This window comes from Actinomadura kijaniata (genome assembly GCF_014138665.1).
GTDB lineage: Bacteria > Actinomycetota > Actinomycetes > Streptosporangiales > Streptosporangiaceae > Spirillospora > Spirillospora kijaniata.
The window spans coordinates 964170-988697 of the sequence record NZ_JACJIA010000002.1 but is presented as its reverse complement, the minus strand read 5'-3'; the positions used below and the strand labels follow the sequence as shown (position 1 = coordinate 988697).

The following is a 24528-nucleotide window of genomic DNA, read 5'->3' as shown; positions in this document are numbered from 1 at the left end:
GAGCGCCGTACGTCACCGGGCGCGCCGTCGGCGCGTTCGGGTTCTTCACGTGCTTCTCGAACGGAGTCTCACCATGTCATCACGGTTCTCTTCGGGCATGTCCAGGTTCGCCGCGGTGGCGGCGCTGGCGTCGGTGTCGGTGGTCGGGCTGGCGGGCGTCGCGTCCGCGCACGTCACCGTCAACCCCGGCACCGCCGAGCAGGGCGGCTTCACCAAGGTCGCCTTCCGGGTGCCGAACGAGCGCGACGACGCCGGGACCACCAAGGTCCAGGTCGACCTGCCGGTGGACCACCCGATCGCGTTCGTGTCGGTGCGGCCGGTGCCGGGCTGGTCGGTGAAGGTGGAGAAGAGCAGGCTCAAGACGCCGATCAACGTGCACGGCGCGAACCTCACCGAGGCGGTCTCCCGGATCACCTGGTCCGGCGGGAAGATCGACAAGGGGCAGTTCCAGGAGTTCGACGTGTCGATGGGGCCGCTGCCGACCGACGTGGACCAGCTGGCGTTCAAGGCCGAGCAGACCTACGAGGGCGGCGAGGTCGTCAAGTGGGACCAGCCGGCCGAGCCGGGCAAGGAGGAGCCCGAGCACCCCGCGCCGGTGCTGAAGCTCGCGGCGAAGGGGTCCACGGAGCCCGCCCGGGGGCTGGCCGCCGCCGCCAGGCCGGTGGCCGCCTCCTCCGCCGACGACGGCACCGCCCGGATGCTGGGCGGGATCGGCATCGCGATCGGCGTGCTCGGCCTGGTCGTCGGGGCGCTCGGCCTGGTGCGGGGGCGTCGGGCATGAGGCGCCGCAGGCTGGCGGCGCTGACCGCCGGGGCCGCGCTGGCGCTGGCCCTTCCCGCCGCGCCCGCGTCGGCGCACACCGCGCTGCGCTCCTCGACCCCGGCCGCCAAGTCCACCGTCGAGGCGCCGAAGGAGATCGTGCTGACCTACACGCAGGCGATCTCGCTGCCGAAGGTCATCCTCACCGGCGAGGGTGGGACCCAGTACGGCGCGGGCGCGGCCGAGGCCGCGGACAACAAGGTGACGCTGCCGGTGAAGCCCGGCCTGCCGAACGGCCGGTACACCGTGGGGTGGCGGGTCGTGTCGCTGGACGGGCACCCGGTGTCGGGCAGCTTCACGTTCACGGTGAAGGGGGCCGCGGCCGCGTCGCCGGCGGCCTCGGGTTCGTCCGCTCCCGCCCCGTCCCCGGCGAGCACGCCGGCGGCGGTCGCCGAGGAGAAGGAGTCGTCCGGGTCGGGCGGCTGGCTGTGGATCGGGCTGGGCGCCGTGCTGGTGGCGGCCGTGGCGGGCGGTGTCGCCTGGGCGCGGCGGTCGCCGCGCGGCTGATCCGCGGAACCGGTCCGATGGGCGCCCGGCGGGGTTCCCGCCGGGCGTCCCGCTTTTTCACAGAGATGATCTCTCTTGCGCTGATTACATGATTACATGAAGCTCCCGGCCCTCGACCGAGAGCGTGAGCGCATGATCGTCGAATACATCCGGTACCGGATCGCGGAGGCCGACGCCGCCGCCTTCGAGGAGGCGTACGGGCGGGCCGCCCGCGCGCTGACCGCCGCGCCGCAGTGCGTGGACTACGAGCTGACCCGCTGCGTGGACGAGCCCGGACGGTACGTCCTGCGGATCACCTGGACGTCGGCGGCCGACCATCTGGAGGGCTTCCGGAAGGGCGAGCACTTCCCGGCGTTCTTCGCCGAGATCAGGCCGTACGTGGAGAGCATCGAGGAGATGCGGCACTACGGGCCGACCGCCGTGCGCGGCCGGGGCGGATCCGTCCCGACGCTGTACGAGTGGGCCGGGGGGAGCGCGGCGTTCGAGCGGCTGACCGAGACGTTCTACGGCAAGGTCCTGAAGGACGACCTGATCGGACCGCTGTTCGCGGGCATGGACCCCGGGCATCCCCGGTACGTGGCGATGTGGCTGTCGGAGGTGTTCGGCGGCCCGGAGCGGTACAGCGCCGAGCGCGGCGGCTACGCCCACATGGTCCGCCAGCACCTGGGCAAAGCGATCACCGAGCCGCAGCGGCGCCGCTGGGTGAACCTGCTGATGGACGCCGCCGACGAGGTCGGCCTGCCCGACGACCCGGAGTTCCGCGCGGCGTTCGCGGGCTACGTCGAGTGGGGCACGCGCCTGGCCCGCGGCAACTCCCAGTCCGGCGCGACCCCACCGCTGGAGGCCCCGATGCCGCACTGGGGCTGGGGCGTGGCCCCTCCCTACATCCCGAACTCCTGACCTCCGGCCCCGCGGGACGCGGAACCCCCGGGAATGTGGGAACCCGGGGGTCGGCGCGGGTGAGGGCGCGTGGTGAGCGCCGCCGCGGCGGCTGGGAGCGGACGCGGTCGCTAGTCGCCGAAGCGGATGTCGCGGCCGGTGGCCCCGGCGAAGTCGAGGAGGCGGTGCGCCTCGGCGGTCAGGGCCTCCTCGTCCTCGCCGGTGAACGAGGTGTGGGGCCGGAGCGTCAGGGCCTTGTCCGTGAGGTTCCACTCCCCCGCCGTCACGCCGTCGAGCAGGATCGTGCCGGGGACGAGGTTGGGCCGCCCCTTCGCCGCGGCGAGGTGCTCCTCGGTGACGAAGCGGGAGCGGTCGGCGTGCGACAGCAGCAGGTTGTCGAAGTCGTACAGCAGGCGGGCGGGGGCGGGCGCGTCCTCGCCGGGGCGGGGCGCGTCGGGGAGGTCGAACAGCTCGCGGCCGTCCTCGCTGCGGAACGTCACCAGCCGGGGGCGGAGGCGTTCCACCACCTCCTTGAGGCGGGTCAGGCCGGACCACGCCTGCACGTCCATCACCGACGCCGGGCCGAACGCCGCCAGGTAGCGCAGCACCATGCGGTCCAGGGTGGCGCCGGCGTCGAGGGGCTCGCCGAGCCAGTGCTCGGCGGTGGTGTGGGCGATCGGGCCGCTGGACCCCCACACGCCGCGCGGCGGGACCTGGACGAGGGCCATCCGGTTGCGGGCGGCGTAGGCGAGGGAGGCGGGCGCGCGGTCGGGCCAGCGTTCGGCCAGCAGCGCGCCCAGCTCCTTGGCGGTGCGGGGCCTCTCCTCCAGGATCGGGCGGGCGGCGGCGACCAGCTCGTCCATGTCGAGGCCCTGGACCGGCTTGCCGTGCAGGCTGTTGTGGAACAGGTCGCGGTCCAGGACCGGCTGGACCAGCGGGCGCAGCCACCGGCAGTCGTCGGCGCTGACCAGGTGGATCGTGGAGCGCATCAGCGCGATGCGCACCAGGCGGCGGTCCACCAGCAGCGCCGCGACCTCCTCGGGCCGGATCCCGTCGAGCCGGGCGGCGAGCCCGTGGTACCAGGTGTGCGGGGTCTGCGCCTGGAGGCCGACCAGGTGCTCGACGGTCTCGACGACCGGCTTCCGCACGCGTTCCAGGAGGAACTGGCGGGCGAGCGTCGCACGGTTGAGGGCGCGGCGGGACAGGATCACGGGCGTTCCTTCTCCAGGGTGGTGCGGAAGGCCAGCGTAGGGTCCGGCCCCGAGCGCGCGGGCCCGCGGGCGGCGTTCACCCGGCGCACAGCACAATGACCCCGAATCCTCCGTCTCTCCGGAAAGGGCCGCCGTGGACACGCGCCATCTCCTCGACCCGCAGATCGCCTCCCTGATCGACCTCGTCCCGACGATCGAGCTGAGCGCCGGGAACCTCCCTGCGGTCCGGGAGGCCCGGCGGCGGTTCCAGGAGGAGCAGCCCGTGCCCCCGCCGCCGGACGGGCTGGTCGTCGAGGAGCGCCGGGTCCCGGGCCGGCCGGGCGATCCGGACGTCCGGGTCCTGGTCACCCGGCCCGCCGGGGCCGGGGAGGCGCTGCCCGCGCTGCTGTGGATCCACGGCGGCGGGTACGTGCTGGGCAGCGCGGACTGGGACCAGGTCGCCGTCGTCCCCCTCGCCGCCGAGATCGGCTGCGTCGTGGTGTCGGTGGACTACCGGCTCGCCCCGGAGACCCCGCACCCCGGCCCGGTGAACGACTGCCACGCGGCGCTGTCCTGGCTGCACGGCAACGCCGCCGAGCTGGGCGTCGATCCGGCGCGGATCGCCGTGGCGGGGGTGAGCGCGGGCGGCGGGCTGGCCGCGACGCTGGCGCAGAAGGTCCGGGACGAGGGGCGGATCCCGCTGGTGTTGCAGGCGCTGTTCGTGCCGATGCTCGACGACCGCACCGTCACCGAGAGCGACCCGCACCCCTACACCGGGGAGTTCCGGTGGACGCGGGCGTCCAACGCGTTCGGCTGGTCCAGCCTGCTGGGCCACGAGCCCGGCCGCGACGGCGTGGCCCCGTACGCGGTCGCCGCCCGGTGCGAGGACCTGGGCGGGCTGCCCCCGGCGTTCGTGAGCGTCGGCGCGCTGGACCTGTTCCTGGAGGAGGACGTCGAGTACGCGCGGCGGCTGACGCGGGCCGGGGTCCCGGTCGAGCTCCACGTCCACCCGGGCGTCCCGCACGGCATCTTCGAGGGCGCGGAGGTCAGCGCCCGGATGCATCGGGAGATGCTGGCGGCGGTCCGGCGGGCGTTCGCCGTGTGACGTCACGTGGGGGCGGGGGCCGTCCGGTCCTCCAGGAACCGGACGGCCTCGCGCCAGGCCTCGTCCCCGGCGAACCGGTCGGCGTGCCAGGTCGTCGCCCGCACCCGCCCGCGGTCCCGGAACCGCCGCACGATCGCCACGTGCGGCGCCCAGGAGACGAAGCGGCGCAGCGCCGCCTCGTCCTCCCAGACCGACACCGAGCCGCTGGCCCGCCCGAGCGGGCGGGCCCACAGCCACATCCCGACCGCGCCGTCCAGCCGCGGCCAGGCGCGGCTCAGCTCCTGGCCCGCACGGTAGATCGCCGGGACGTCCCGGAACGCGTCGCCGGTGAACTCGGTGACGCTGACCAGCACGGGCCCCTCGGTGTCCGCGGCGGGGCCGGGGATCCATCGCGTTCGCATCATGCCGCCACCCTAGGAGCGCACAGCGGCCCACCCGAAGAGCCGATCACGGTCGATCTGACTGGGCCGCTTCACCGGCGCAGGGCGTTCCAGAGGCGGTCGGGCAGGAGTGCGGCGGCCGTCTCCAGGTCCACGGCCGGGTCCCCGGCCAGCCGGCGGCGGGACGTCTCGGCGACCGGGCCGACGACCAGCATCTCCGTGTAGGGGTCCGGGAGCGCCACCAGCTCGCCGGACTCCACGAACGGGCGCAGCCACGCGGCGATCCGCTCGGCGTGGGCGGGCAGGTGGCCCGCGTGGGAGGAGGCGTGGATGAAGTACGCCTCGGAACGGCGGTCGCGGGTGAACGCCAGGTAGGCGCGCACGAACGCGCCGATCCCCTCCCGCGCCGCCCCCTCGGACTCCAGCGCCTCGACGAGGGAGTCCAGCAGGTCCGCCACGCAGCGGGCGTGGAGCGCGGCGGCCAGGCCGTCGACGACCAGACGGCCGCCGCCCAGCTCCGCCACGGCCCGCTCCCCCGGTTGGCCCCGGTGACGACGGCGGTCATGTCTCCCATGGGGCCGAAGCGCAACCCGGAACAGAGAAAGTCTCCAGAGAAGCTCTCCAGAAAAGGAAGTACCCCCGTTCGGGGGTGGCGTGGGTCACACGGGGGGATGAGCATCCTCTTGAACGGTGCGTGACGAGGAGGTTCCCATGTCCGCGGTCGGGTTTCGGGCGGCGCGCGATTTTCTGCTTGAGCACCGCGAGGACTACGCGGGGGCGCGGGAGAAGTTCCGGTGGCCGGAGCTGGACGCGTTCAACTGGGCGATCGACTGGTTCGACCGGATCGCCGAGGGCAACGACCGGCCCGCCCTGTGGATCGTCGAGGAGGACGGGTCCGAGGCGCGGTACTCGTTCGCCGACCTGGCGCGGCGGTCGAACCAGGTCGCGGGCTGGCTGCGCGGCGCGGGCGTGCGCCGCGGCGACCGGCTCGTCCTCATGCTCGGCAACCAGGTCGAGCTGTGGGAGACGATCCTCGCCGCGATGAAGCTCGGCGCGGTGCTGATCCCGTGCACGCCGCTGCTGGGCACCTCCGACCTGCGGGACCGGATCGAGCGGGGGAACGCCGCGCACGTCGTCACCGGGTCCGGGGACACCGGCAAGTTCGACGGGATCGACGGCGCGTTCACGCGGATCGCGGTCGGCGAGCCCGTGGACGGGTGGCTGCGGTACGGCGAGGCGTACGCGGGCGACGCGGCGTTCGAGCCCGACGGCGTCACGCGGGCGTCGGACACGCTGCTGCTGTACTTCACCTCGGGCACCACGGCGCGGCCCAAGCTGGTGGAGCACACCCACGCGTCCTACCCGGCCGGGCACCTGTCCACGATGTACTGGATCGGGCTGCGCCCCGGCGACGTCCACCTCAACATCTCCTCGCCCGGCTGGGCCAAGCACGCCTGGAGCAACGTCTTCGCGCCCTGGAACGCCGAGGCGTGCGTCTTCATCTTCAACTACACCCGCTTCGACGCCGCGCGGCTGCTGCGGGAGATGGACCGGTGCGGCGTCACCAGCTTCTGCGCTCCGCCGACCGTGTGGCGGATGCTGATCCAGGCCGACCTGCGGGCGCTCACGTCGCCGCCGCGCGAGGTCGTCGCCGCCGGGGAACCCCTCAACCCCGAGGTCATCGAGCGCGTGCGGGACGCCTGGGACGTCGTGATCCGCGACGGGTTCGGCCAGACCGAGACGACCGTGCAGATCGCCAACACCCCGGGCCAGCCGGTCCGGCCCGGCTCGATGGGCCGCCCGGTGCCCGGCTACGAGGTCGTGCTCGTCGACCCGGTGACCGGCGAGCCCGGCGACGAGGGCGAGATCTGCCTCGACCTGCGCGACCGCCCCCTCGGCCTGATGGTCGGCTACCACGGCGACGACGGGCGCACCGCGGAGGCGACGGCCGGGGGCCGCTACCACACCGGCGACATCGGCTCCCGCGACGCCGACGGGTACATCACCTACGTGGGCCGCGCCGACGACGTGTTCAAGGCGTCCGACTACAAGATCTCGCCGTTCGAGCTGGAGAGCGTGCTGATCGAGCACGAGGCGGTCGCGGAGGCGGCGGTCGTGCCGTCGCCGGACCCGGTGCGGCTGGCGGTGCCCAAGGCGTACGTGACGCTCGCGCCGGGCTGGAAGCCCGACGCCGGGACCGCCCGCTCGATCTTCGCGCACAGCCGGGCGCAGCTGTCGCCGTACAAGCGGGTCCGGCTGCTGGAGTTCGCCGAACTGCCCAAGACGATCTCCGGGAAGATCCGCCGCGTCGAGCTGCGCGCCAGCGAACTGGACAAGCACCCGAACGCCGACGCCCGCCCGATGGGCGAGTTCCGGGAGGAAGATCTGCGATGACCTCGATGACCGAGCTCTCCTACGCCTCGGGGACGTCCGCCAAGCCGCTGCTCGGCGACACCATCGGGGCGAACTTCGACCGCACGGCGGCGGCGTTCGCCGACCGGGAGGCCCTCGTCGAACGCGCGACCGGCCGCCGCTGGACCTACGACCAGCTCGCCGCCGAGGTCGACGCGGTCGCGCTCGGCCTGCTGGACCTCGGCGTCGGCAAGGGCGACCGGGTCGGGATCTGGGCCCCCAACTGCGCGGAGTGGATGTTCGTCCAGTACGCCACCGCGAAGATCGGCGCGGTCCTCGTCACCATCAACCCCGCCTACCGGGTCCACGAGCTGGAGTTCGTGCTGAACCAGGCCGGGATCCGCACCCTCGTCGCCGCGCCCGCGTTCAAGACCTCCGACTACGCCGCGATGATCGAGCAGGTGCGGCCCCGGTGCGCGGCGCTGGAGGACGTCGTGCTGCTCGGCGGCGGGTCCTGGGACGCGCTGCTGGAGGCGGGCCGCGCCGGGGACCCCGGCCGCCTGGCCGGGATCGGCGCGACGCTCACCGCCGACGACCCGATCAACATCCAGTACACCAGCGGCACGACCGGGTTCCCCAAGGGCGCGACGCTGTCGCACCACAACATCCTCAACAACGGCTTCTTCGTCGGCGAGGGCTGCGGCTACGACCAGGAGGACCGGATCTGCGTCCCGGTGCCCTTCTACCACTGCTTCGGCATGGTCATGGGGAACCTGGCCGCCACCAGCCACGGCGCGTGCGTGGTGATCCCGGCCCCGGCGTTCGACCCGCGCGCCACCCTGGAGGCCGTCGCCGCCGAGCGCTGCACGTCGCTGTACGGCGTCCCGACGATGTTCATCGCCGAGCTGAACGACCCGTCGTTCGCCGAGCACGACCTGTCGTCGCTGCGCACCGGGATCATGGCCGGATCACCGTGCCCGGTGGAGGTGATGAAGCAGGTCATCGAGCGGATGGGGATGGCCGAGGTGACGATCTGCTACGGCATGACCGAGACCTCGCCGGTGTCCACCCAGACCCGCGCCGACGACTCGCTGGACCGCCGCGTGTCCACCGTCGGGACCGTCCACCCGCACCTCGAAGTCAAGATCGTCGATCCGGAGACCGGGGTGACGGTGCCGCGCGGGACGCCCGGCGAGTTCTGCACGCGCGGCTACTCGGTGATGCTCGGCTACTGGGAGCAGCCCGACAAGACCGCCGAGGTCATCGACGCGGCGCGGTGGATGCACACCGGCGACCTGGCCGTCATGGACGCCGACGGCTACGTCAACATCACCGGCCGGATCAAGGACATGGTCATCCGCGGCGGCGAGAACATCTACCCGCGCGAGATCGAGGAGTTCCTCTACACCCATCCCGACATCGTGGACGCGCAGGTCATCGGCGTTCCGGACGCCAGGTACGGCGAGGAGCTGATGGCGTGGGTGCGGCTGCGCGAGGGCGCCGGGCCCCTCACGGCCGAGGGGCTGCGGGAGTTCTGCGCCGGGAGGCTCGCGCACTACAAGATCCCGCGTTACGTCCATGTGGTGGACGAGTTCCCGATGACGGTCACCGGAAAGATCCGCAAGGTGCAGATGCGCGCCGAGGCGGTGGACATCCTCGGGCTGCACGATGCGGCGAAGCAACGGCACGCGTGACGTCTTCCCCGGTGGGGGGCGTTCGGGGCATCCTGGCGACATGAGCGACGACGCCGGAGCGGTGCGGGCGGCGGTGCTGGCGCTGCACCGCCGTACCGGCCTGCCCGTGGTGTTCGGCGGGGTCGTGTGCGGGGCGGACCGGATCCGGATCTCCGAGCTGGTCGGCAACACCACCGACTCGTTGCACGGCCTGGCGGTGCGGCAGGGCAGCGGCCTCGGCGGCAAGGCGATGGCGCTGGGCCGCCCGGTGTGGGTCAGCGACTACCCGAGGGCGTCCACGATCAGCCACGACTACGACGGCCCGGTCGGCCGCGAGGGCCTGCTGTCGGTCGTCGCGGTCCCGGTCGTGGTCCGGCGGAACGTGCGCGGCGTGCTGTACGGGGCGCTGCGCGAGCCGTTGTCGCTGGCCGACCGGGTGGTGGCCGCCGCCGTGGACGCCGCCCGCGACCTGGAGCAGGACCTCGCCGTCCGCGACGAGGCCGACCGCGCCCTCGCCCGGCCCCCGGCGGTCGCCCCCGGCGCGGCCGACTGGGAGGAGGTCCGCGCCGTGCACGCCGAGCTGCGCGGCCTGGCCGAGAAGACCAGCGACCCCGAGGTCCGGGAGCGCCTGCTGGCGGCCTCCAGCCGCCTGGCCGCCGCCGGCCTCGGCGAGCGCCGCCCCGCCGGCCCCCTCCTGTCGCCGCGCGAGCTGGACGTCCTCGCGCAGGTGGCGGTGGGCTGCACCAACGCGGAGGCGGCGCGGCGCCTGGGCCTGCTGCCGGAGACGGTGAAGAGCTACCTGCGCTCCGCGATGCGGAAGCTCGACAGCCACACGCGCCTGGAGGCGGTCACGGCCGCCCGCCGCGCGGGCCTGCTGCCCTGAGGGTCAGCGCGCCGGGGGCGACGGCTCGGCGGGTCGCCCCGGACCCCCACCGAAGATCATGCGATGCCCGCGGGCCGTGTCCATGTACTCGCGCACCCGGTGCACCAGGCCGTCCCGGACCTCGAAGACGAAGCAGTAGTCGTTGACGTAACGGTTGCCGTCGGCCAGCGTCGCCGTCATGGTCTCCTCCACGGTCACGCGGTCGCCGTCGGCGTGGAAGCCGTGGAAGACGACCTCGACGTCGCGCGCGAAGAAGCGGGGGAAGTCCTCGGCGAGGAAGCGCACGATCGCCTCCCGGCCGACCAGGTGGCTGGGAATCCCCAGCGCGACGGCGGTCGCGTTCCCCTCGGGCGCCAGCCACTCGGCGTCCTCGGTGAGGACCGCGGCGATCCGGCCGGAGTCGTGGCTGGCGAACGCCTTCCAGGCGTTCCGGACGATGGTGCGGGAGTCATTCGGCATGCGACGATCGTAGGAAGCGGGCGCGAGGGAGTCCGGCGGGTTCGCGACATCATCGCCCGGCCTCGCCCGGCCTCGCGGGGCCGACCGGCTCCGGTGGGGTCGGTCCCGCCCGTTCCCGCCGCACGGCCCCCGCCGTCGCGCCGCCGACCGGGCGGACCCGCCGGACACCACCGGAGACCGGCCAGAACCGCCACCACGAACAACCATGTTCGTGGTGTACAGAAGTGTTCATTTTAGCCTCTCGGGAGCGGTTGGTACGTTGCCTTCTGTGGATTCCCTCGGCTATGACGTGCTGCCACGGGGGCGGCACCATCTGACGCGCGAGCAGGTGGTCGCGTCGCAGCGGGAGCGGCTGTTGCAGGGCGTGATCGACGCGGTGGCCGAGAAGGGGTACGCGCGGGTCTCCGTCGCCGACGTGATCAAGCGGGCCCGGGTGTCGCGGGAGACGTTCTACGAGCACTTCACCGACAAGCAGGCGTGCTTCCTGGCCGCCTACGACATGGCGGCCGGGCTGATGATGACGGTCGTCGCCGAGGCCGCGGGGACCGACGGCGCGGCGATGGAGCGGTTCGACCGGGCCGTCGCCGGTTACCTGCGGGCGCTGGCGGCGGATCCGGCGCGGGCGCGGACGTTCCTGCTGGAGATCTACGCGGCGGGGCCGGACGCGGCGGTGCGGCGGTTCGAGGTGCAGCGGGCGTTCGTGGAGCTGGTGGACGGGCTGCTGCGGGACGACGGGCGGTGGGCGGCGCTGCCGGACCCCGCGTTCGCCACGCGCATGCTGGTGGGCGGGATCGCGAGCCTGGTCAGCGCGAAGATCGCGGCAGGCGAGCACACCTCGCTGCCGGCCCTCCGCGCCCCGATCATGGCCCACGCGGACCTGCTGCTGAACGCCGCCCGCTGAGACGTCCCGCCCGAACGGCGCGGTCAGCCGTCGAAGCGGCGGCGGGCGGCCTCGATGTGCCCGAGGTACCGGTGCGTCCAGCCGCACATCCCGTCGACCGTGGCCCGCAGGGCCCGGCCCGGCTCGGTGAGGGTGTACTCCACGCGCGGCGGCACGGTGGGGTGCACCTCCCGTTCGACCAGGCCGTAGCGCTCCAGCATGCGCAGGTTCTGGGTGAGCATCTTGTGGCTGACGCCCTCGACCTCATTCCGCAGCTCGCTGAAGCGCAGGGTGCGCTCGCCGAGCGCCTCGATGATCAGGAACGCCCACTTGTTGGCGACGTCCGAGAAGATCTCCCGCGCCAGGGAGTCCGCGCGCCTCAGGTCCGCGTTCTCGGGCAGGCCCCTGAGCTGCTTGGTCACCATCAGGTTCCTCGGTTCCGGAAAAGTTCGTTCTTCCAGGTCACCGGACACTCTCCTACAGTTCCCGAGTAACCACAAGAGAGCACATGGCTCTCGCGACCGGAAGGCAGGAACCATGACCACCATCGACGTCTTCGACCACGGCATCCCGGCCGAGGGACACTTCGGCTACGCACAGGCGATCAGGTCCGGCGACCTGATCCACGTCTCCGGGCAGCTCTCCTTCGACGAGAGGGGCGACTTCGTCCACGCCGACGACTTCGCCGCCCAGCTCCGGCGGACCCACGCCAACATCGACAAGGTCCTGGCCCACTACGGCGCCACCCGCGACCAGGTCGTCTCGCAGACCCTGTACGCGGTGGGCCTCCAGCGGAACGCCGACACGGTGGTGGAGGCCAACCGGGCGTACTTCGGCGACCACCGCCCGGTCGCCACGGCCCTCGGCGTCACCGAACTGACCTTCCCCGGCCAGCTCGTCGAGATCAGCCTCATCGTCGACACCGGGCTCCCCACCTGAGCCACCGGCGGGGCACGGCCGGGCACGGGAGGGCCGGGCAGGGGCGGTAAGGAATCGGTAACCGGCCGCGGGCAAGGTGGAACCACGCAGGCAGCCGGTGGGGCGGCCGATTCCGAGGGGAAGAACGATGGCGCGGGAACTGGTCTACACGGGGTTCATGTCGCTCGACGGTGTGGTGGACTCGCCGGGAGGCAAGGCCGAGGGCCACCGCAGCGGCGGCTGGGTGGCGCGGACCCCGTTCGTGCCGGAGGCGTACTCGCTCAAGGCCGAGGAGCTGACCGAGACGACGGCCCTGATGTTCGGTCGCCGCAGCTACGACGCCTTCGCGGCGTTCTGGCCGGGATCCGAGGACCACGCGGCCTACAGGGACCTTCCGAAGTACGTGGTGTCCTCGACGCTCACCGACGACGAGCTGGTCGACGGCTGGGGGCCGATCACGGTCCTGCGTTCGGTCGAGGACGTCGCGGCGCTCAAGCGGGAGGAGGGCGGGGCGATCTTCATCCACGGGAGCGCGGAGCTGGCCCGCCGCCTGGCCGAGGCCGACCTGATCGACCGGTACAACCTGCTCATCTTCCCCGTGCTGCTGGGAGCCGGAAAGGGCCTCTTCAGCCGCGAGGACATGGACAAGCGGAACCTCAGGCTCCGGGACTCCGCCACCTACTCCAACGGCGTCGCGAAGCTCGTCTACGACGTGGAGCGGTGACGGCGGCCCGCGCTCCTCGATCGCTTATCGCGCTCTTACGCGCGCCGTGCCTGACTGGAAGCCCGGCGTGGCGAACGCCGGGCGGCGGGCCGGAACGACCCTGGAGCGCACGTGTCGGACATCCACCCCAGCGCGGTGGTCTCCGCCGACGCCGAACTCGACCCGTCGGTCTCGGTCGGCCCGTTCGCGGTCATCGAGGGGCCCGCCGTTCTGGGGCCGCGGGTGCACGTCCACGCCCACGCCGTGGTGCGGGGGCCGGTCCTGCTGGAGACCGGCGTGCGGGTCTGGCCCATGGCCGTGGTCGGCGGGGATCCGCAGGATCTGGCGTACGGCGGTGAGCCGACCGGCCTGGAGATCGGGGCGCGCACGGTCGTCCGGGAGGGGGCGACCGTCCACCGCGCGACGGGCGACCGGCCGACGCGGATCGGCTCCGACTGCCTGATCATGGGAAACGCCCATGTGGCCCACGACTGCCGGCTCGGCGACCGGATCGTGGTCTCCCAGGGCGCCGGGCTGGCCGGACACGTCGAGATCGCGGACGGCGCGGTGATCGGCGGCATGGCCGGCGTCCACCAGCACGTGCGGATCGGGGCGTACGCGTTCGTCGGCGGCGCCGCGGCGGTGGCCCGGGACGTGCTGCCGTTCAGCATGGTCGACGGCCGTCCCGCCCGGCACCGGCGCGTCAACACCCCGGGGCTGCGGCGCGCCGGGATCCCCGAGCACCGGGACCGCGCCGTACGGGCCGCCCTGTGGGCCGCGCGCGACGGCACGTTGACCGGCGACGAGAACGAGGTCGCGAAGGTCATGTTCGACTTCCTCCGGGGCCCGTCCAGACGCGGCCTCGCGGACTTCGCCCACCCGCGCCGCGGGTAGGGCCCGCGCGGGTGGTGGCCCGAGGGCGTGCCGCCCTCGGGCCACCGAGCGGGGCTCACCTGTAGTACTGCACCCAGTACTGGATGGTCTTGGACCCGGGCCCCCGGTGGTTGGTGAACATGTCGGCGTCGTAGTGGGTGTGCCCGGCGTTGTTGATGCGCGCGTAGTGGTAGCGGCCGTTGCACCTGCCCTGGGTGGTCTTGATGGTCTTCCAGATCCTGGAGGCGTTCTTGCGGTAGGCCAGCCGGATCGTCAAGCTCGCCCTGCTGTCCCAGCAGCGGGCCTTGACCTGCATCACCCGGACCCCCGCGGGCCGCTTCCACCGGAGCGACCAGATCGGGTCCCGGCGCGAGCCGGTCTTGATGTTGTGCCACTTGGCGGCCGCGCCGATGGTCGGCGCCGTCTCCTGCGCGGAGCCTCGGGGGGCGGCCGGCCGGTCCGGGGCCGCGGGGGCGGCATGGGCGGCCGGGGCCAGGGTGAGGGTGGCGGCGGCCGCCAGGCTCAGCAGCCCGGCGCGGGTGGCGGGGGTGGTGCGCATGGGTCTCCTCGGCTGGTCATCGGGTCGGCGCCGGGTGCCGCGCGACGCCGTGGACGTGGGGGTGCGGCCGGTGGGACGGGCCGCCGGTCGGCGGGTGCGCACGCGTGCCCGGCCTCAGCAGGTGACGGTCTTGTGGTAGCTGGGCGACCCGTACGGCGGGATGAGCTGCCAGGTGAACGACTTGTTCTTCCGCAGCGTCTTGCACGGGCTGTCCTTGCCGCGCTTGACGATGACCCTCACGCGCATGGTCTTGCCGCACTTGTTCGTGATCTTGACCGCCGTGCGGCTCCACGGAACCGGCCAGCCCTTGCGCTTGATGCAGGCCGGCGCCGTGCCCCGCGCCGTGACGGTCTCCTGCTTCGCGGTGAGGGTCGCGGTGGCATGGGGGGTGGCCGCGGGCGGCGCCGGCGGGGCGGGGGCCGCCGGGGCGGCGTGCGCGGCCGGGGCCAGGGCGAGGGCGGCGGCGGTGGCCAGGCCCAGCAGCCCGGCCCGGGATACGAGAGCGGTACGCACGGGACTCCTCCAGGAGGTGGTCGGATCGGCGGCGGTGGTGCCGCCGGGACCGATCCGAACAGCTCCGCTCCCCGCCCGACAGAGTCCCGGCGACCCACGGGACGAAGCGGGACGTCCCATCCGCCGACCAGCCCCGACGCCCGTCGCCGCGGGACGGCCCAGGACACCGGGTGGTCGGCGGCCCGGTGGTCAGGTGGCCGGGCCGCGGGCGATGTAGAGGTTCATGTCGGTGAAGTCGAGGGTGATGTTGAAGGGCTTGTGGAAGGCGTGGTCGAAGCTGGCCAGCTTGTAGAACCCCTCGTCGCCGAGAGTGTTCTTTCCGCCCGCGTAGCAGTAGGCGCCCTTGGCGGTGGCGTCGCCGAGGCGGACCTCCTTGGGGTAACAGGGATAGCCGTTGGTCGGCTGGCCTCCGGCGAAGGACGCCATCGGGCGGTCGTAGTCGACGCGGACCCCCAACCGCTTGGCCGTTTCCTCGGAGATGCCCGCGACCTGCTCGCCGGTTCCGCCGATGTGCAGGGCCACCACCCCCGGGCTGGAACCGGCGACGCTGCCCTCGCTGTACAGCAGGTGCCCGCCGGTCAGCCACAGCGGCAACGGCTTGACCCGTGCTCGTGCGGCGTCGGCACGCGCCTTCCCGGCCGTTTCGGGGGTGCGGCGGCGCAGGATCAGCGACCGGCCCGCGTAGTCGAAGGTGGGCAGCAGGTGGTAGAGGACCCAGGTGCCGATCATGCCGTCGTGGGCCTCGGGGGCGACCTCTCCGCCCGACTCCCGCTCCGACCACCCCACGGGGATGTTGCGCAGTTCGATGCCGTCCAGCCTGAAGGATTCCAGCACCCCGTAGTACAGCCATATGACGTCGCCGAAGGCCTCGGTCCTCTGCTTGGCCACGGCGGTCAGCCCGGCCTCCTCGGCGACCCTCTTGGACACGCCCAGCGAGTCGACGCGCGTGTAGAACGTGAAGCTCCTCTTCGGCCCGCCGTTGATCGAGGCCTCCACCAGAGGAAACGGGTCCATCTGCTTCCATGGCAGCCGCGCGATGTCGCCGTGGACCTGGTACGGCGTGCCGCGCATCGCCGCGAACCACTTGGCGTAGGCCTCCTCGCCGGTCGCCTGCCAGCGGGGCGCGGCGAGGGAGAACTTGTCCTGCCGGGTGTAGCAGTCGGCCAGGAGCCGGTTGGTCTGCTTGTCGTCGGGCGCCAGGTTGAGGGCCGTCGTGAGGTACTTCTCGGCCTCGGGGAACCTGTTGGACAGCAATCCCACATGGCCGCGCCGGCGCGCGGCGTGCACGTTCCCGGGGTCCTGCCTGAGGATCTCCTCGTACGCGCGACCGGCCTGCTCGAACCTCCCGGCCTCGAACAACGCGTCCGCGTCCCCGTCGGCCCGCGCCGTGGCCGCCCCGCCCAACAGCGGCGTGGCCGCAGCGGCACCGGCCACCACGGCCGCGCCCCGCAGCAGCGAGCGCCGCCCCCATTCCCTGTCCTCGGTCACGGCCTTCCCCTTTTCCTCATCACCCTTCGGAGCCGAGGCGGCGTGCCCCGGCACGGACCGCTGTGGCCCATGCGCTCACTGAAGCCAGAGGAGTGTTGTGGAGGCGTATGCGTTTTTGGATACGTTCGCGATACAAGCGGCCCCGGCTGCGGGATCGTCGCGTTCGCGGCCTGGCGATCAGTCGGCGGAGGGGTCGCCCTCCGAAGCGAGGATGACCGCCGTGCCGTGGATCAGTGCGCGCAGACCGTGCTCGAAGGCGTCCTCCCTCGGGGCGTCGCCGCTGTCACGGAGGGCCTCCAGCAGGGTGGCGGTCGGACCGGCGTCCAGCAGCTCGGCCAGCCGATCCTGCTGATCCCGGCGGGGTTCGGCCTGTTCCTGGAGGACGAATCCGTTGACGTACTGGGAGAGCGCGGTGATGGTGCGCAGCGCCAGGACCGGAGGGAAGCCGCAGGCGACCAGGGCGGTCAGCTCCTCGTCGAACCGGTTGATCGTCGCGGGGCTCAACCGGGCGGCGCCGGCGACGATGCGGGCGCCGTCGCGGTGGGAGAGCAGCGTCCGGCGGTAGGCGCGGGCCCGGCGGGCGAGCCAGTCCTGCCATGACTCGCCGGGACGGGGCGGCCCCATCCCGGCGGCCAGGATCATCGCCTCGGCCATCCCGTCGAGCAGCTCCTGCTTGGTGCGGATGTGCCAGTACAGGGCGGGAGACTGCACGCCGAGCTCGGCCGCGAGCCTGCGCACCGTCAGGCCGTCGAGGCCCACCTCGTCCAGGAGCCGCAGGGCGGCCTCGATCATCACCTGCCTGGTCAGACCGGGCCTCTTGTCCGCGCGCACCGCATCAACTTAGCATTGCTAAATCCTCCTTAGCACTGCTAAGGCAGCCGGAACGACCGGGAGGCGCGATGCCCGCCACGTTGTTCACCACGATCTCGGCCGACGGAACCGATGTCCGCGCCTACGACGAGGGGCGCGGGCCGGTCCTGCTCATCGTCGGCCCCGGCATGGACGACGGGACGCGAACGAAGAAGCTCGCCGCGCTGCTGGCTCGGCGTTTCCGCGTGCTGCGCTTGCAGCGCCGCCGGTACCGCCTGGACCTCAAGACCGGCGGCACGCCGTGCTCGGCCGCCCGGGAGGTCGACGACGTCCTCGCGCTCGCGCGGGCCGTCGGCGGACCCGCGTTCCTGTACGGCCACTCGTCCGGCGGCGTGATCGCCCTCGAAGCGTTGGCGGCCTCGCCGTCCTCTTTCGCGGGGGCGGTCATCTTCGAGCCCGCCGCCGTGACCGGCCCGCCGCTGGGGGGCGAGGAAGGCGCGGTCGTCAGGCGCGCCCGAGCGGCGATCGCCGCAGGCCGCCCCGGCAGGGCGCTGACGATCTTCATGCGCGAGGTCGTCGGACTACCGGCCTGGCAGGCCGCGTCGGCGGGCGCGCTCACCGGGCTCATCCCGCGCTACCGCAGGCTGGTCGGCCGCCAGATCGACGACCTGGAGGCGATGAACGAACTCGGCGTACGTCTCGACGCCTACGCCCGCATCGACGTCCCGGTCCTCCTGCTCGGCGGCGACCGCAGCCCGGCGCACCTCGCCGAACGGCTCGACGCCATCGAACACGTGCTGCCCCACGGCCACCGGGTCGTGATGCCCAAACGCGACCACAGCGCCGACCTCAAAGCCCCCCGACAGGTCGCCCACATCATCGGAACGCTCGCCGACAGCACGAACAAACGTCCGTGACACCGGCGGCCCATTGAGGCCCGCCGATCATGACGACCGTTCGCCCTAGGACGCCCCAGCACGTCGGGCACTGCCGCACCAAAGCCGAGCAGCGGAAACGCGGCGTCACGCCTCCGAACGGCCCGCCCTGATCGCGTCGAACAGCTCACGAGCGGCGACCGGAGCAAGCGCGAAACGCGGCCCGTCCGGGTCCTTGGAGTCCCGCACCCCGATGTTGCGTGAGAGCTGTGCAACCTCCACGCAGTTGGTGTTGTCTGAGGTGGCACTACGGCTCGACTTTCGCCACTCCGTCATGTGTACGTCTCCAAAGCTGCTTCGATCATCGCCCGCGAAGGTCCGACCGGGGCGGCGATATGGCCTATACGGTCGTACCTTACTTGGAAGTCTTCTACTTCCTTCGGGTCGATGACGAGTCCGCCACCGTGGGGCGCGTCAGCGTAAGCAAGCTCCCTCGCGTCTACGGTCAGTAGCTCCAGCGAACCGTCATAGCCGACGTGCACGCCCGCTTCCCGCTCCACAACACGCACGTTGACGTGGGAAAGCCTGCCGACGTCCAGCAGGCGCGTGAGTTGTTCCCTCATCACTTCGGGAGAACCGACGGGCTGCATGAGTACAACCCAATTCAGGTACACGGAGATTTCCGCAGGATTCTCCTTGTCGAAGACGGCCGCCTGCCGAGCAAGCCGGGTTTCCACTGCTTTGTCGAGATCCCTCACAAGCCCCACGGAGAAGACGGTACGGGCGTAGGCAGGCGTCTGGAGGAGGCCTGGAACGAGCCCGATCTCCCACATGCGTATCCGCGTTGCACGCGCCTCCTGCTCAGCAAGGTCGCCCAGTCTCCACTCGTCGTCCTTCCGTTCTTTGGCGAACCTGACGAGGCGCGTGAACAGGAAGTTCAGGTCCCACGCACGATCAATGATCTCCGCGTGTTCGAGCTGCATGGGGATCTTGCCGGACTCGATGCGTGAAACAATTGAACGATCACGCCCAATCATGCGCGCGAGCTGTGCTCCTGAGACTCTTCGCATGGTTCGCTGCCTGCGCAGCTCAACCGCGATGAAGTCCCACATCGAGCGTTCGGGGTCCAGCAACTCCTGGCTGTTCACAACTCGCGCTCCGCCTGTTGCATTTGGTGCATGAACGTAGCGAGGTTAACGCGGTTAGGCACAGGCTGTAAGCGTTTCTGTCGAACTCCGATTCCGGGGGTGACGAGGTGCTTTCTCGATCGTCATGGTGGCGCGGGCGGCCGCGCGGGCGTCATGCGGACGGCGGCTCTCCTGAGCGCGCTGCGGGTGGTTCCGTAAGCGATGGCGTGTCTCGGCGGGGTCGCCGGGAGGCTGGCGTTCCGCTGTGCGAGGACGGGACGGGCCGCGTCAATCCGCGGCGGGAGGTGCTGGACGTGCTTGTCGCTGGGGTGCGGCGGGCCGGTGACCTTCGGGGGGTGCTGGTGTGGGACTCCGGGGCGGCCCCGCGTGTCGTCGTCTCGTTCGTTCACCGCTCCGACAGCGCCGCCGTGTCGGTGGTGGCGGACTACCGGGACGGGCGCTGGTGGTACGTCTGGGCTCCGCACGGCGGGGCGATCGTTCCCGTGAACGCCACCGACGCCGTTCCGTCAACGCTCAGCGCATGCCGCGCGGCGCTGTGGGAGCTCGTTCCATGACGGCGGACGCGCACGCGGCGGCGGTGCGGCTCGCGGGTCTGGTCTCCCTCGCGCAGGAAGACCTGCTCACGGCGGCGGCGCTGGCGGAGGTGACGGCGCGTGCGGCGGAGCGGGGCGAGCTTCGTCGCGTGCCGTGCGAGGGCTGCGACCGGGATTTCCTGTTCCGATGGGCTGACATGGTGTGCGGGGACGCGCTGCGGGCCGCCCGGGTCCCTCCGCGCATGATCGCGGAGGTCGAGAAACACATGGAACGGGTGCTCACCCGCTGCTGGGACGAGCGCGTTCCCCGTGAGGCCGACTCGGCGCGGGTCGCGGAGCTTGAGGCGACGTTCAAACGGCTGCTGGACGAGCGCGGCGTTCTCGTCCGGGACCGCGAGATCTTCCAGCGTGAGGCCAGGGCCGCTCAGGAACGCGCCGCCAACGCCGTCCGCCTCGTCTTCGACGCGTTCGACCGCGCGATGTGCGTTCACGGGTTCCTGGCGTCCACCCGACGGCAGGTCTCCGCGCTCGCGGGTGAAGAGCTGACGCGGGCGGGCGAGGTGTTCCGTGCCCAGGAGGTCCAGGGCGACGGGCCGGGGGCCACGCCGGGCTGATGGAGCGGCGTGAACCCCGGCCCGTCTGGGTCGGATGGCTAGATGAAGATGCTGAGCGTTCCCGCGGCGGCGAAGCCGACGATCGACAGGATCGTCTCCAGGACGGTCCAGGTCTTCAGGGTGTCGCGGACGCTCATGTTGAAGTAGCGGGACACGATCCAGAAGCCGCCGTCGTTGACGTGCGAGGCGATGATCGAGCCCGCGGAGATGGCGACGGCGATCAGGGCGATGTGGGCCTGGGAGTGGTCCTGGCCCTGGAGCAGGGGCGCGACGATGCCGCCGGTGGTGACGATCGCGACGGTCGCCGAGCCCTGGGCGAGGCGGAGGCCGCAGCTGATCAGGTAGGCGAGGACGATGACCGGCAGGCCCGCGTCGGAGAGGGTCCCGGCCAGGGCCTTGCCGACGCCGGTGGCGGAGATGACCGCGCCGAAGAACGCGCCCGCGCCGACCACCAGCAGGATCATGCCGACCGGCCGCAGCGACTTGGTGGCGAGGTCGGACAGCTCGGCGGCGGGCACGCCGCGGCGGATGCCGAGCAGGTAGAACGCCAGCAGCACCGCGATCGTCAGCGCGACGGCCGGGTTGCCGAGGAAGGTGAGGACGGGCAGCGCGGCGCTGCCCTTCCACCAGACGGTGCCGAAGGTGGCCAGCAGGATCAGGACGAGCGGGACGGCGATGATGAGCAGGACGAGGGTGAGCGACGGGTCGGGACGCTCGGGGGTCCGCTCGCCGTTCTCGGCGCGCTCGCGCTCGGCGACGATGTAGTCCTCGGGGACGCCGACGTTGACGCGCTTGCCGATCCACGCGCCCCAGGCGACGCCCGCGACCAGGAACGCCGGGATGCCGCAGACCAGCCCCATGATGATCAGCCAGCCGAGGGAGACCTGGAGCAGTCCGGCGGCGGCGACCGGGCCGGGGTGCGGCGGCAGGAACGCGTGCGTCATCGACAGGCCCGCCAGCAGCGGCATCGCGTACAGCACGAGGGAGCGCCCGCCGCGCCGGGCGGTGATGTAGACCAGCGGCGCCAGCACGAAGATGCCGATGTCGAAGAAGACGGGGATGCCGAAGATGAGGCCCGCCAGGCCCATCGCGAACGGCGCGCCGCGCTCCCCGAAGATCCCCAGCAGGCGGCGGGTGAGGACGTCGGCCCCGCCGGACGCCTCCAGGATCGCGCCGAGGATCGTGCCGAGCCCGATGATCGGGGCGATGTGGCCGAGGATGCCGCCGAACCCGGTCTCCAGGATCGAGTTCTTGGCGCTGAGGGCGGTGCCGACGATCTGGTTGACGCTGAGCCCGGCGGCGAGGGCCAGCAGCAGCCCGGAGACCAGCAGGGAGATGAACGGTTCCAGCTTGACCTTGATGATGAGGAACAACAGCACCGCGATGGCGGCGGCGCAGAGCACCAGCAGCCCGCCCGTCTCGTGCTGCAACCAGTTGATCATGGGCGTCCTTCGGGGGTGGGGTTTCAGCGGGTGGTGCCGTCCGCGGCGCGGCGCAGCGCGCGGCCGGGGAGCGCTCCGGTGTGCCGTCCGTCCGCGATGACGGCGGTGCCGCCCACGAACACGTGCGGGATGCCGTCGGGGGTGCGGCGCGGGTCGTCGAACGTCGCGGTGTCGCGGACGCCCGCCGGGTCGAACAGGACCAGGTCGGCGTGGTACCCGGGCCGGACCAGGCCGCGGTCGCGCAGCCTCAGGCGGCGCGCGGGGCGGCCGGTGAGGTGCGCGACGCACTCCTCCAGGGACAGGACGCCCAGGTCGCGGGTGTAGTGGCCGAGGTAGCGCGGGAACGTCCCGAACGCGCGCGGGTGCGGCTTGGCGGGGGCGAGCAGGCCGTCGCTGCCGCCGGTGTGCGCCGGATGCCGCATGATCGCCTGGACGTTCTCCTCGTGCCCGACGTGCTGGAGGATCGTGGTGGCCAGGGCGTCGGCGACGAGGCGGTCGCAGTAGACGTCGAACGGCGGGCGGCCCGACGCGGCGGCCAGCTCGGCGATCGTGCGGCCGACGACGGCGGGGTCCGGGGAGCCCGCGATCTCGATGGTCTCCCATTCGGCGGGGACGCCGTGGCAGCCGTCGGAGCCCTCGACCTCCATGACGTGGCGGATGCGTGCGCGGGCCGACGGATCGGCGAGGCGGCGCAGGGTCGCGGCGGGGCCGCCCTCGGACGCCCAGCTCGGCAGCAGCGCGGCGAGCGTCGTCGCGCCCGGCAGGTAGGGGTAGGTGTCGAGGGTGATGTCGCAGCCCTCGTCGAGGGCCCGGTCGAGGAGGGCGAGGAGCTCGGGGGCGCGGCCCCTGTTGACGCCGAAGTTCATGGTGGCGTGGGCCAGGTGGAGGGGGCAGCCGGAGCGCCGGGACACCTCGACCATCTCGGCGTAGGCGTCCAGCGCCCCGGCCCCGTAGGAGCGGTGGTGGGGGGCGTAGAAGCCGCCGAGGGAGGCGACGACGCGGCACAGCTCGACCAGTTCGGCGTCGTCCGCGTACATGCCGGGGACGTAGGTGAGGCCGCTGGACATGCCGACCGCGCCCTCGCGCATGCCGGTGGCGACCAGGTCGCGCTGGCGGTCCAGCTCGGCCTCGGTGGGCGGGCGGTCCTCCCAGCCCATGGCGAGCATGCGGACGGTGCCCTGCGGGACGAGGTAGCAGGCGTTGACGGCGATGCCCTCGTCGAGGCGGTCGAGGTACTCGCCGACGCCGCGCCAGTTCCAGTCGAAGCCAGGCGGGTCGCCGTTCCAGCCCGCGATGGTCTGGCGGACGGCGGCGAGGGTGTCGTCGTCGACGGGCGCGTAGGACAGGCCGTCCTGCCCGATGACCTCGCAGGTGACGCCCTGGGCGACCTTGGCGAGGTGGTCGGGCTCGGCCAGCAGCGCCAGGTCGGAGTGGGCGTGCATGTCGACGAAGCCGGGGGCGAGGGCGAGGCCGGCGGCGTCGAGGACGCGGCGGCCGGACAGGCCGGGGCCGACCTCCGCGATCCGGCCGCCGGTGACGGCGACGTCGGCGACGTGCCCGGGGGCGCCGGTGCCGTCGAGGACGAGGGCGTTCCGGATCACCAGGTCGGTCATCAGAACCACGTCCTGACCAGGTCGACGACGACCGGTTCCGGGGAGTCGGCGTCGTCGAGGACCGGCAGCAGCGACCACTTGTCGAGCGCGGTGCAGGGGTGGGACAGGCCGAGGCGCAGCACGTCGCCGACCTCGACGCCCTCGCCTTCGAGGAAGGTGTGCTGGTCGTTCATCGCGGTCACGCGCAGGCCGTCCGGCAGGTCCCGGCCGCGGACCGCCTGCGGGACGGGCATGCCCTCGTCGAACGGCAGGTCGCGCTTGCCCGCGTCCAGCAGCGCCAGGCGCGGTTCGGGGCGGGAGACGACGCGGGCCCAGCCGTGCATGGCCGAGGCGAGCGCGACGCCCGCGCCCCGCCCGAGCGGGGAGATCCCCCGGTAGAAGCCGTCGTCGTGGATGACGTACGCGCCCGACCGCAGCACCACCCGGCCGCCGGTGTCCTTCAGGACGTGCACGACCTGGTCGAAGAAGGACGAGCCGCCCGCGGTGACGATCGGCTCGCCGGTGTCGTAGTCGAGCCGGGCGAACAGCGCGGCCAGCCGGTGCAGGTAGGCGTCCACGGTCTTCAGGGAGCCGGCGGTGGCGTCGTGGGCGAACGCGCCCTCGTAGCCCGCGACGCCGACCAGGTTGAGGGTCGGGGCCCTGCGGACGGCCTCGGCGACGGCCAGCGCCTCGTCCTCGGTGCGGGCCCCGGTGCGGCCGTGCTCGCCGCCGAGCTCGACGCAGACGTCCAGGACGCGCTGGGCGCGGGCGGTGCGCAGGGCCCGGTCCATCAGCTCGACGGTGCGGACCGAGTCCGCCCAGGACACGAACGTGAAGTCGGGGTCGTGGTCCAGTTCCCCGGCGATCCAGGCGAGTCCGGCCTCGTCGACGGCGGCGTTGGCGAGCATCAGCCGCCGGACGCCGAACGCGCGGGCGACGCGAAGCTGCGGCAGGTTCGCCAGGGTGATGCCCCAGGCCCCGGCGTCGAGCTGCCGCTTCCACAGCGCGGGGGCCATCGTGGTCTTGCCGTGCGGGGCGAGCAGGACGCCCGCCTGTTCCGCCCAGTCGGCCATGACGGTCAGGTTGTGGTGCAGCGCGCCCGCGTCGAGCGTCAGCAGCGGGGTGCCGAGGTCGGCGAGCGCGGGCCGCCGTTCCAGGTACTCGGCGACCGTCGCGCCGTGCCCGTTCGGCGGGATCGCCTTGAACCGCCAGTCGAGTGTCTCGCCGCGGAGCGCCTCGACCGCGTCGGCGTTGATACCCGTCACCACTCCACCTCCTTCGTTGCACACACTGCAACGCTCATTGCGCTATGCGCTTAGGTGGTTGTAACATC

General features: G+C 72.5%; 28 protein-coding genes. 14 read left to right on the top strand and 14 right to left on the bottom strand.

The features are described from left to right. Nucleotides 1–97: 97 nt before the first annotated feature. The 3 genes from HNR61_RS12020 (at nt 98) to HNR61_RS12010 (ending at nt 2226) form a co-directional block, all read left to right on the top strand. Nucleotides 98–781, top strand: coding sequence for a YcnI family copper-binding membrane protein (locus tag HNR61_RS12020; protein WP_220509168.1), 684 nt, complete (start codon nt 98–100; stop codon nt 779–781). Continuing rightward, nucleotides 778–1326 (top strand): copper resistance CopC family protein, encoded by a 549-nt coding sequence (locus HNR61_RS12015; protein ID WP_182843146.1) that lies wholly within the window; start codon nt 778–780, stop codon nt 1324–1326. The genes HNR61_RS12020 and HNR61_RS12015 overlap by 4 nt, the downstream gene beginning before the upstream one ends. A 132-nt stretch (nt 1327–1458) precedes the next feature. Then, the gene (locus HNR61_RS12010; protein WP_182843145.1) at nt 1459–2226 is read left to right on the top strand and encodes a group II truncated hemoglobin; all 768 of its coding nucleotides are present in this window, start codon (nt 1459–1461) and stop codon (nt 2224–2226) included. 110 nt (nt 2227–2336) lie between these two features. On the opposite strand, the gene HNR61_RS12005 is transcribed toward HNR61_RS12010, so the two are convergent. After that, the gene (locus tag HNR61_RS12005; RefSeq protein WP_182843144.1) at nt 2337–3416 is read right to left on the bottom strand and encodes a winged helix DNA-binding domain-containing protein; all 1080 of its coding nucleotides are present in this window, start codon (nt 3414–3416) and stop codon (nt 2337–2339) included. A gap of 133 nt (nt 3417–3549) precedes the next feature. Here HNR61_RS12005 and HNR61_RS12000 point away from each other — a divergent pair, with 133 nt between their 5' ends. Beyond that, nucleotides 3550–4500, top strand: coding sequence for an alpha/beta hydrolase (locus tag HNR61_RS12000; protein ID WP_182843143.1), 951 nt, complete (start codon nt 3550–3552; stop codon nt 4498–4500). A gap of 2 nt (nt 4501–4502) precedes the next feature. Here the strand turns inward: HNR61_RS12000 and HNR61_RS11995 are convergent, their stop codons facing one another. Then, nucleotides 4503–4904: a hypothetical protein gene (locus tag HNR61_RS11995; protein WP_182843142.1), complete on the bottom strand. Its 402-nt coding sequence runs from the start codon at nt 4902–4904 to the stop codon at nt 4503–4505. 68 nt (nt 4905–4972) lie between these two features. After that, complete coding sequence (locus tag HNR61_RS11990; RefSeq protein ID WP_182843141.1) at nt 4973–5404, bottom strand: hypothetical protein; 432 nt, start codon at nt 5402–5404, stop codon at nt 4973–4975. 187 nt (nt 5405–5591) lie between these two features. Between HNR61_RS11990 and HNR61_RS11985 the strand changes: the two genes are divergently transcribed. Genes HNR61_RS11985 through HNR61_RS11975 form a run of 3 tightly spaced genes read left to right on the top strand, consistent with a single transcriptional unit; the run spans nt 5592 to nt 9788 of the window. Continuing rightward, the gene (locus tag HNR61_RS11985) at nt 5592–7274 is read left to right on the top strand and encodes an AMP-binding protein (RefSeq protein ID WP_182843140.1); all 1683 of its coding nucleotides are present in this window, start codon (nt 5592–5594) and stop codon (nt 7272–7274) included. Next, a complete protein-coding gene (locus HNR61_RS11980) occupies nt 7271–8926 on the top strand; it encodes an AMP-binding protein (protein ID WP_182843139.1) in 1656 nt (551 codons plus the stop codon). The genes HNR61_RS11985 and HNR61_RS11980 overlap by 4 nt, the downstream gene beginning before the upstream one ends. A 40-nt stretch (nt 8927–8966) precedes the next feature. Then, nucleotides 8967–9788: a helix-turn-helix transcriptional regulator gene (locus HNR61_RS11975; protein WP_182843138.1), complete on the top strand. Its 822-nt coding sequence runs from the start codon at nt 8967–8969 to the stop codon at nt 9786–9788. 3 nt (nt 9789–9791) lie between these two features. Here HNR61_RS11975 and HNR61_RS11970 read toward each other — a convergent pair whose 3' ends face one another. After that, nucleotides 9792–10247, bottom strand: a complete 456-nt coding sequence (locus HNR61_RS11970) for a nuclear transport factor 2 family protein (RefSeq protein WP_182843137.1) — start codon at nt 10245–10247, stop codon at nt 9792–9794. A 268-nt stretch (nt 10248–10515) separates the two neighbouring features. On the opposite strand from HNR61_RS11970, the gene HNR61_RS11965 reads away from it, so the two are divergent. Then, complete coding sequence (locus HNR61_RS11965) at nt 10516–11148, top strand: TetR/AcrR family transcriptional regulator (protein WP_220509167.1); 633 nt, start codon at nt 10516–10518, stop codon at nt 11146–11148. 23 nt (nt 11149–11171) lie between these two features. On the opposite strand, the gene HNR61_RS11960 is transcribed toward HNR61_RS11965, so the two are convergent. After that, on the bottom strand, nt 11172–11552 hold the full coding sequence (locus tag HNR61_RS11960; RefSeq protein WP_182843135.1) for a winged helix-turn-helix transcriptional regulator: 381 nt from the start codon (nt 11550–11552) through the stop codon (nt 11172–11174). 112 nt (nt 11553–11664) lie between these two features. Between HNR61_RS11960 and HNR61_RS11955 the strand changes: the two genes are divergently transcribed. From HNR61_RS11955 to lpxA, 3 genes are all read left to right on the top strand, one after another. Continuing rightward, entirely contained in the window at nt 11665–12066 is a 402-nt protein-coding gene (locus HNR61_RS11955) for a RidA family protein (protein WP_182843134.1), read from the top strand. 127 nt (nt 12067–12193) lie between these two features. Further along, entirely contained in the window at nt 12194–12769 is a 576-nt protein-coding gene (locus HNR61_RS11950) for a dihydrofolate reductase family protein (protein ID WP_182843133.1), read from the top strand. Between the two features lie 111 nt (nt 12770–12880). Then, entirely contained in the window at nt 12881–13642 is a 762-nt protein-coding gene (gene lpxA, locus HNR61_RS11945) for an acyl-ACP--UDP-N-acetylglucosamine O-acyltransferase (RefSeq protein WP_182843132.1), read from the top strand. Nucleotides 13643–13697: 55 nt separating this feature from the next. On the opposite strand, the gene HNR61_RS11940 is transcribed toward lpxA, so the two are convergent. The 4 genes from HNR61_RS11940 to HNR61_RS11925 all read right to left on the bottom strand — a co-directional run bounded on the left by HNR61_RS11940 (nt 13698) and on the right by HNR61_RS11925 (nt 17012). Next, on the bottom strand, nt 13698–14180 hold the full coding sequence (locus tag HNR61_RS11940) for a hypothetical protein (RefSeq protein WP_182843131.1): 483 nt from the start codon (nt 14178–14180) through the stop codon (nt 13698–13700). 114 nt (nt 14181–14294) lie between these two features. Further along, the gene (locus tag HNR61_RS11935) at nt 14295–14693 is read right to left on the bottom strand and encodes an alpha-amylase inhibitor (RefSeq protein ID WP_182843130.1); all 399 of its coding nucleotides are present in this window, start codon (nt 14691–14693) and stop codon (nt 14295–14297) included. Between the two features lie 189 nt (nt 14694–14882). Then, nucleotides 14883–16181, bottom strand: coding sequence for a tetratricopeptide repeat protein (locus HNR61_RS11930; RefSeq protein WP_182843129.1), 1299 nt, complete (start codon nt 16179–16181; stop codon nt 14883–14885). Between the two features lie 177 nt (nt 16182–16358). Then, nucleotides 16359–17012, bottom strand: a complete 654-nt coding sequence (locus tag HNR61_RS11925) for a TetR/AcrR family transcriptional regulator C-terminal domain-containing protein (RefSeq protein ID WP_312897860.1) — start codon at nt 17010–17012, stop codon at nt 16359–16361. Between the two features lie 68 nt (nt 17013–17080). Here HNR61_RS11925 and HNR61_RS11920 point away from each other — a divergent pair, with 68 nt between their 5' ends. Further along, a complete protein-coding gene (locus HNR61_RS11920; protein WP_220509166.1) occupies nt 17081–17908 on the top strand; it encodes an alpha/beta fold hydrolase in 828 nt (275 codons plus the stop codon). Between the two features lie 105 nt (nt 17909–18013). Here the strand turns inward: HNR61_RS11920 and HNR61_RS11915 are convergent, their stop codons facing one another. Together HNR61_RS11915 and HNR61_RS47565 are read right to left on the bottom strand one after the other, a co-directional pair. Then, a complete protein-coding gene (locus tag HNR61_RS11915; protein ID WP_182843128.1) occupies nt 18014–18202 on the bottom strand; it encodes a DUF397 domain-containing protein in 189 nt (62 codons plus the stop codon). Continuing rightward, entirely contained in the window at nt 18199–19014 is an 816-nt protein-coding gene (locus HNR61_RS47565) for a helix-turn-helix domain-containing protein (RefSeq protein ID WP_182843127.1), read from the bottom strand. Before HNR61_RS47565 ends, HNR61_RS11915 begins: the two co-directional genes overlap by 4 nt. A 293-nt stretch (nt 19015–19307) precedes the next feature. Here HNR61_RS47565 and HNR61_RS11905 point away from each other — a divergent pair, with 293 nt between their 5' ends. Next, nucleotides 19308–19568 (top strand): hypothetical protein, encoded by a 261-nt coding sequence (locus HNR61_RS11905; RefSeq protein WP_182843126.1) that lies wholly within the window; start codon nt 19308–19310, stop codon nt 19566–19568. Next, nucleotides 19565–20161, top strand: a complete 597-nt coding sequence (locus tag HNR61_RS11900) for a hypothetical protein (RefSeq protein ID WP_182843125.1) — start codon at nt 19565–19567, stop codon at nt 20159–20161. Before HNR61_RS11905 ends, HNR61_RS11900 begins: the two co-directional genes overlap by 4 nt. A 38-nt stretch (nt 20162–20199) precedes the next feature. On the opposite strand, the gene HNR61_RS11895 is transcribed toward HNR61_RS11900, so the two are convergent. The 3 genes from HNR61_RS11895 to HNR61_RS11885 are packed head-to-tail and all read right to left on the bottom strand — an operon-like array spanning nt 20200 to nt 24460. Next, entirely contained in the window at nt 20200–21603 is a 1404-nt protein-coding gene (locus HNR61_RS11895) for a GntP family permease (protein WP_182843124.1), read from the bottom strand. A 23-nt stretch (nt 21604–21626) separates the two neighbouring features. Continuing rightward, on the bottom strand, nt 21627–23216 hold the full coding sequence (locus HNR61_RS11890; protein ID WP_182843123.1) for an N-acyl-D-amino-acid deacylase family protein: 1590 nt from the start codon (nt 23214–23216) through the stop codon (nt 21627–21629). After that, nucleotides 23216–24460: an alanine racemase gene (locus HNR61_RS11885; protein WP_312897859.1), complete on the bottom strand. Its 1245-nt coding sequence runs from the start codon at nt 24458–24460 to the stop codon at nt 23216–23218. The genes HNR61_RS11890 and HNR61_RS11885 overlap by 1 nt, the downstream gene beginning before the upstream one ends. Nucleotides 24461–24528: the final 68 nt, after the last annotated feature.

Coding starts and splice junctions, on each gene's coding strand:
- HNR61_RS11895 (WP_182843124.1), bottom strand. CDS start 21,603: ATGATCAACTGGTTGCAGCACGAGACGGGCGGGCTGCTGGTGCTCTGC.
- HNR61_RS12010 (WP_182843145.1), top strand. CDS start 1,459: ATGATCGTCGAATACATCCGGTACCGGATCGCGGAGGCCGACGCCGCC.
- HNR61_RS11995 (WP_182843142.1), bottom strand. CDS start 4,904: ATGATGCGAACGCGATGGATCCCCGGCCCCGCCGCGGACACCGAGGGG.
- HNR61_RS11915 (WP_182843128.1), bottom strand. CDS start 18,202: ATGACGGAGTGGCGAAAGTCGAGCCGTAGTGCCACCTCAGACAACACC.
- HNR61_RS12015 (WP_182843146.1), top strand. CDS start 778: ATGAGGCGCCGCAGGCTGGCGGCGCTGACCGCCGGGGCCGCGCTGGCG.
- HNR61_RS11890 (WP_182843123.1), bottom strand. CDS start 23,216: ATGACCGACCTGGTGATCCGGAACGCCCTCGTCCTCGACGGCACCGGC.
- HNR61_RS11920 (WP_220509166.1), top strand. CDS start 17,081: ATGCCCGCCACGTTGTTCACCACGATCTCGGCCGACGGAACCGATGTC.
- HNR61_RS11970 (WP_182843137.1), bottom strand. CDS start 10,247: ATGCCGAATGACTCCCGCACCATCGTCCGGAACGCCTGGAAGGCGTTC.
- HNR61_RS11960 (WP_182843135.1), bottom strand. CDS start 11,552: ATGGTGACCAAGCAGCTCAGGGGCCTGCCCGAGAACGCGGACCTGAGG.
- HNR61_RS11900 (WP_182843125.1), top strand. CDS start 19,565: ATGACGGCGGACGCGCACGCGGCGGCGGTGCGGCTCGCGGGTCTGGTC.
- HNR61_RS11940 (WP_182843131.1), bottom strand. CDS start 14,180: ATGCGCACCACCCCCGCCACCCGCGCCGGGCTGCTGAGCCTGGCGGCC.
- HNR61_RS11955 (WP_182843134.1), top strand. CDS start 11,665: ATGACCACCATCGACGTCTTCGACCACGGCATCCCGGCCGAGGGACAC.
- HNR61_RS11950 (WP_182843133.1), top strand. CDS start 12,194: ATGGCGCGGGAACTGGTCTACACGGGGTTCATGTCGCTCGACGGTGTG.
- HNR61_RS11980 (WP_182843139.1), top strand. CDS start 7,271: ATGACCTCGATGACCGAGCTCTCCTACGCCTCGGGGACGTCCGCCAAG.
- HNR61_RS11985 (WP_182843140.1), top strand. CDS start 5,592: ATGTCCGCGGTCGGGTTTCGGGCGGCGCGCGATTTTCTGCTTGAGCAC.
- HNR61_RS11975 (WP_182843138.1), top strand. CDS start 8,967: ATGAGCGACGACGCCGGAGCGGTGCGGGCGGCGGTGCTGGCGCTGCAC.
- HNR61_RS12020 (WP_220509168.1), top strand. CDS start 98: ATGTCCAGGTTCGCCGCGGTGGCGGCGCTGGCGTCGGTGTCGGTGGTC.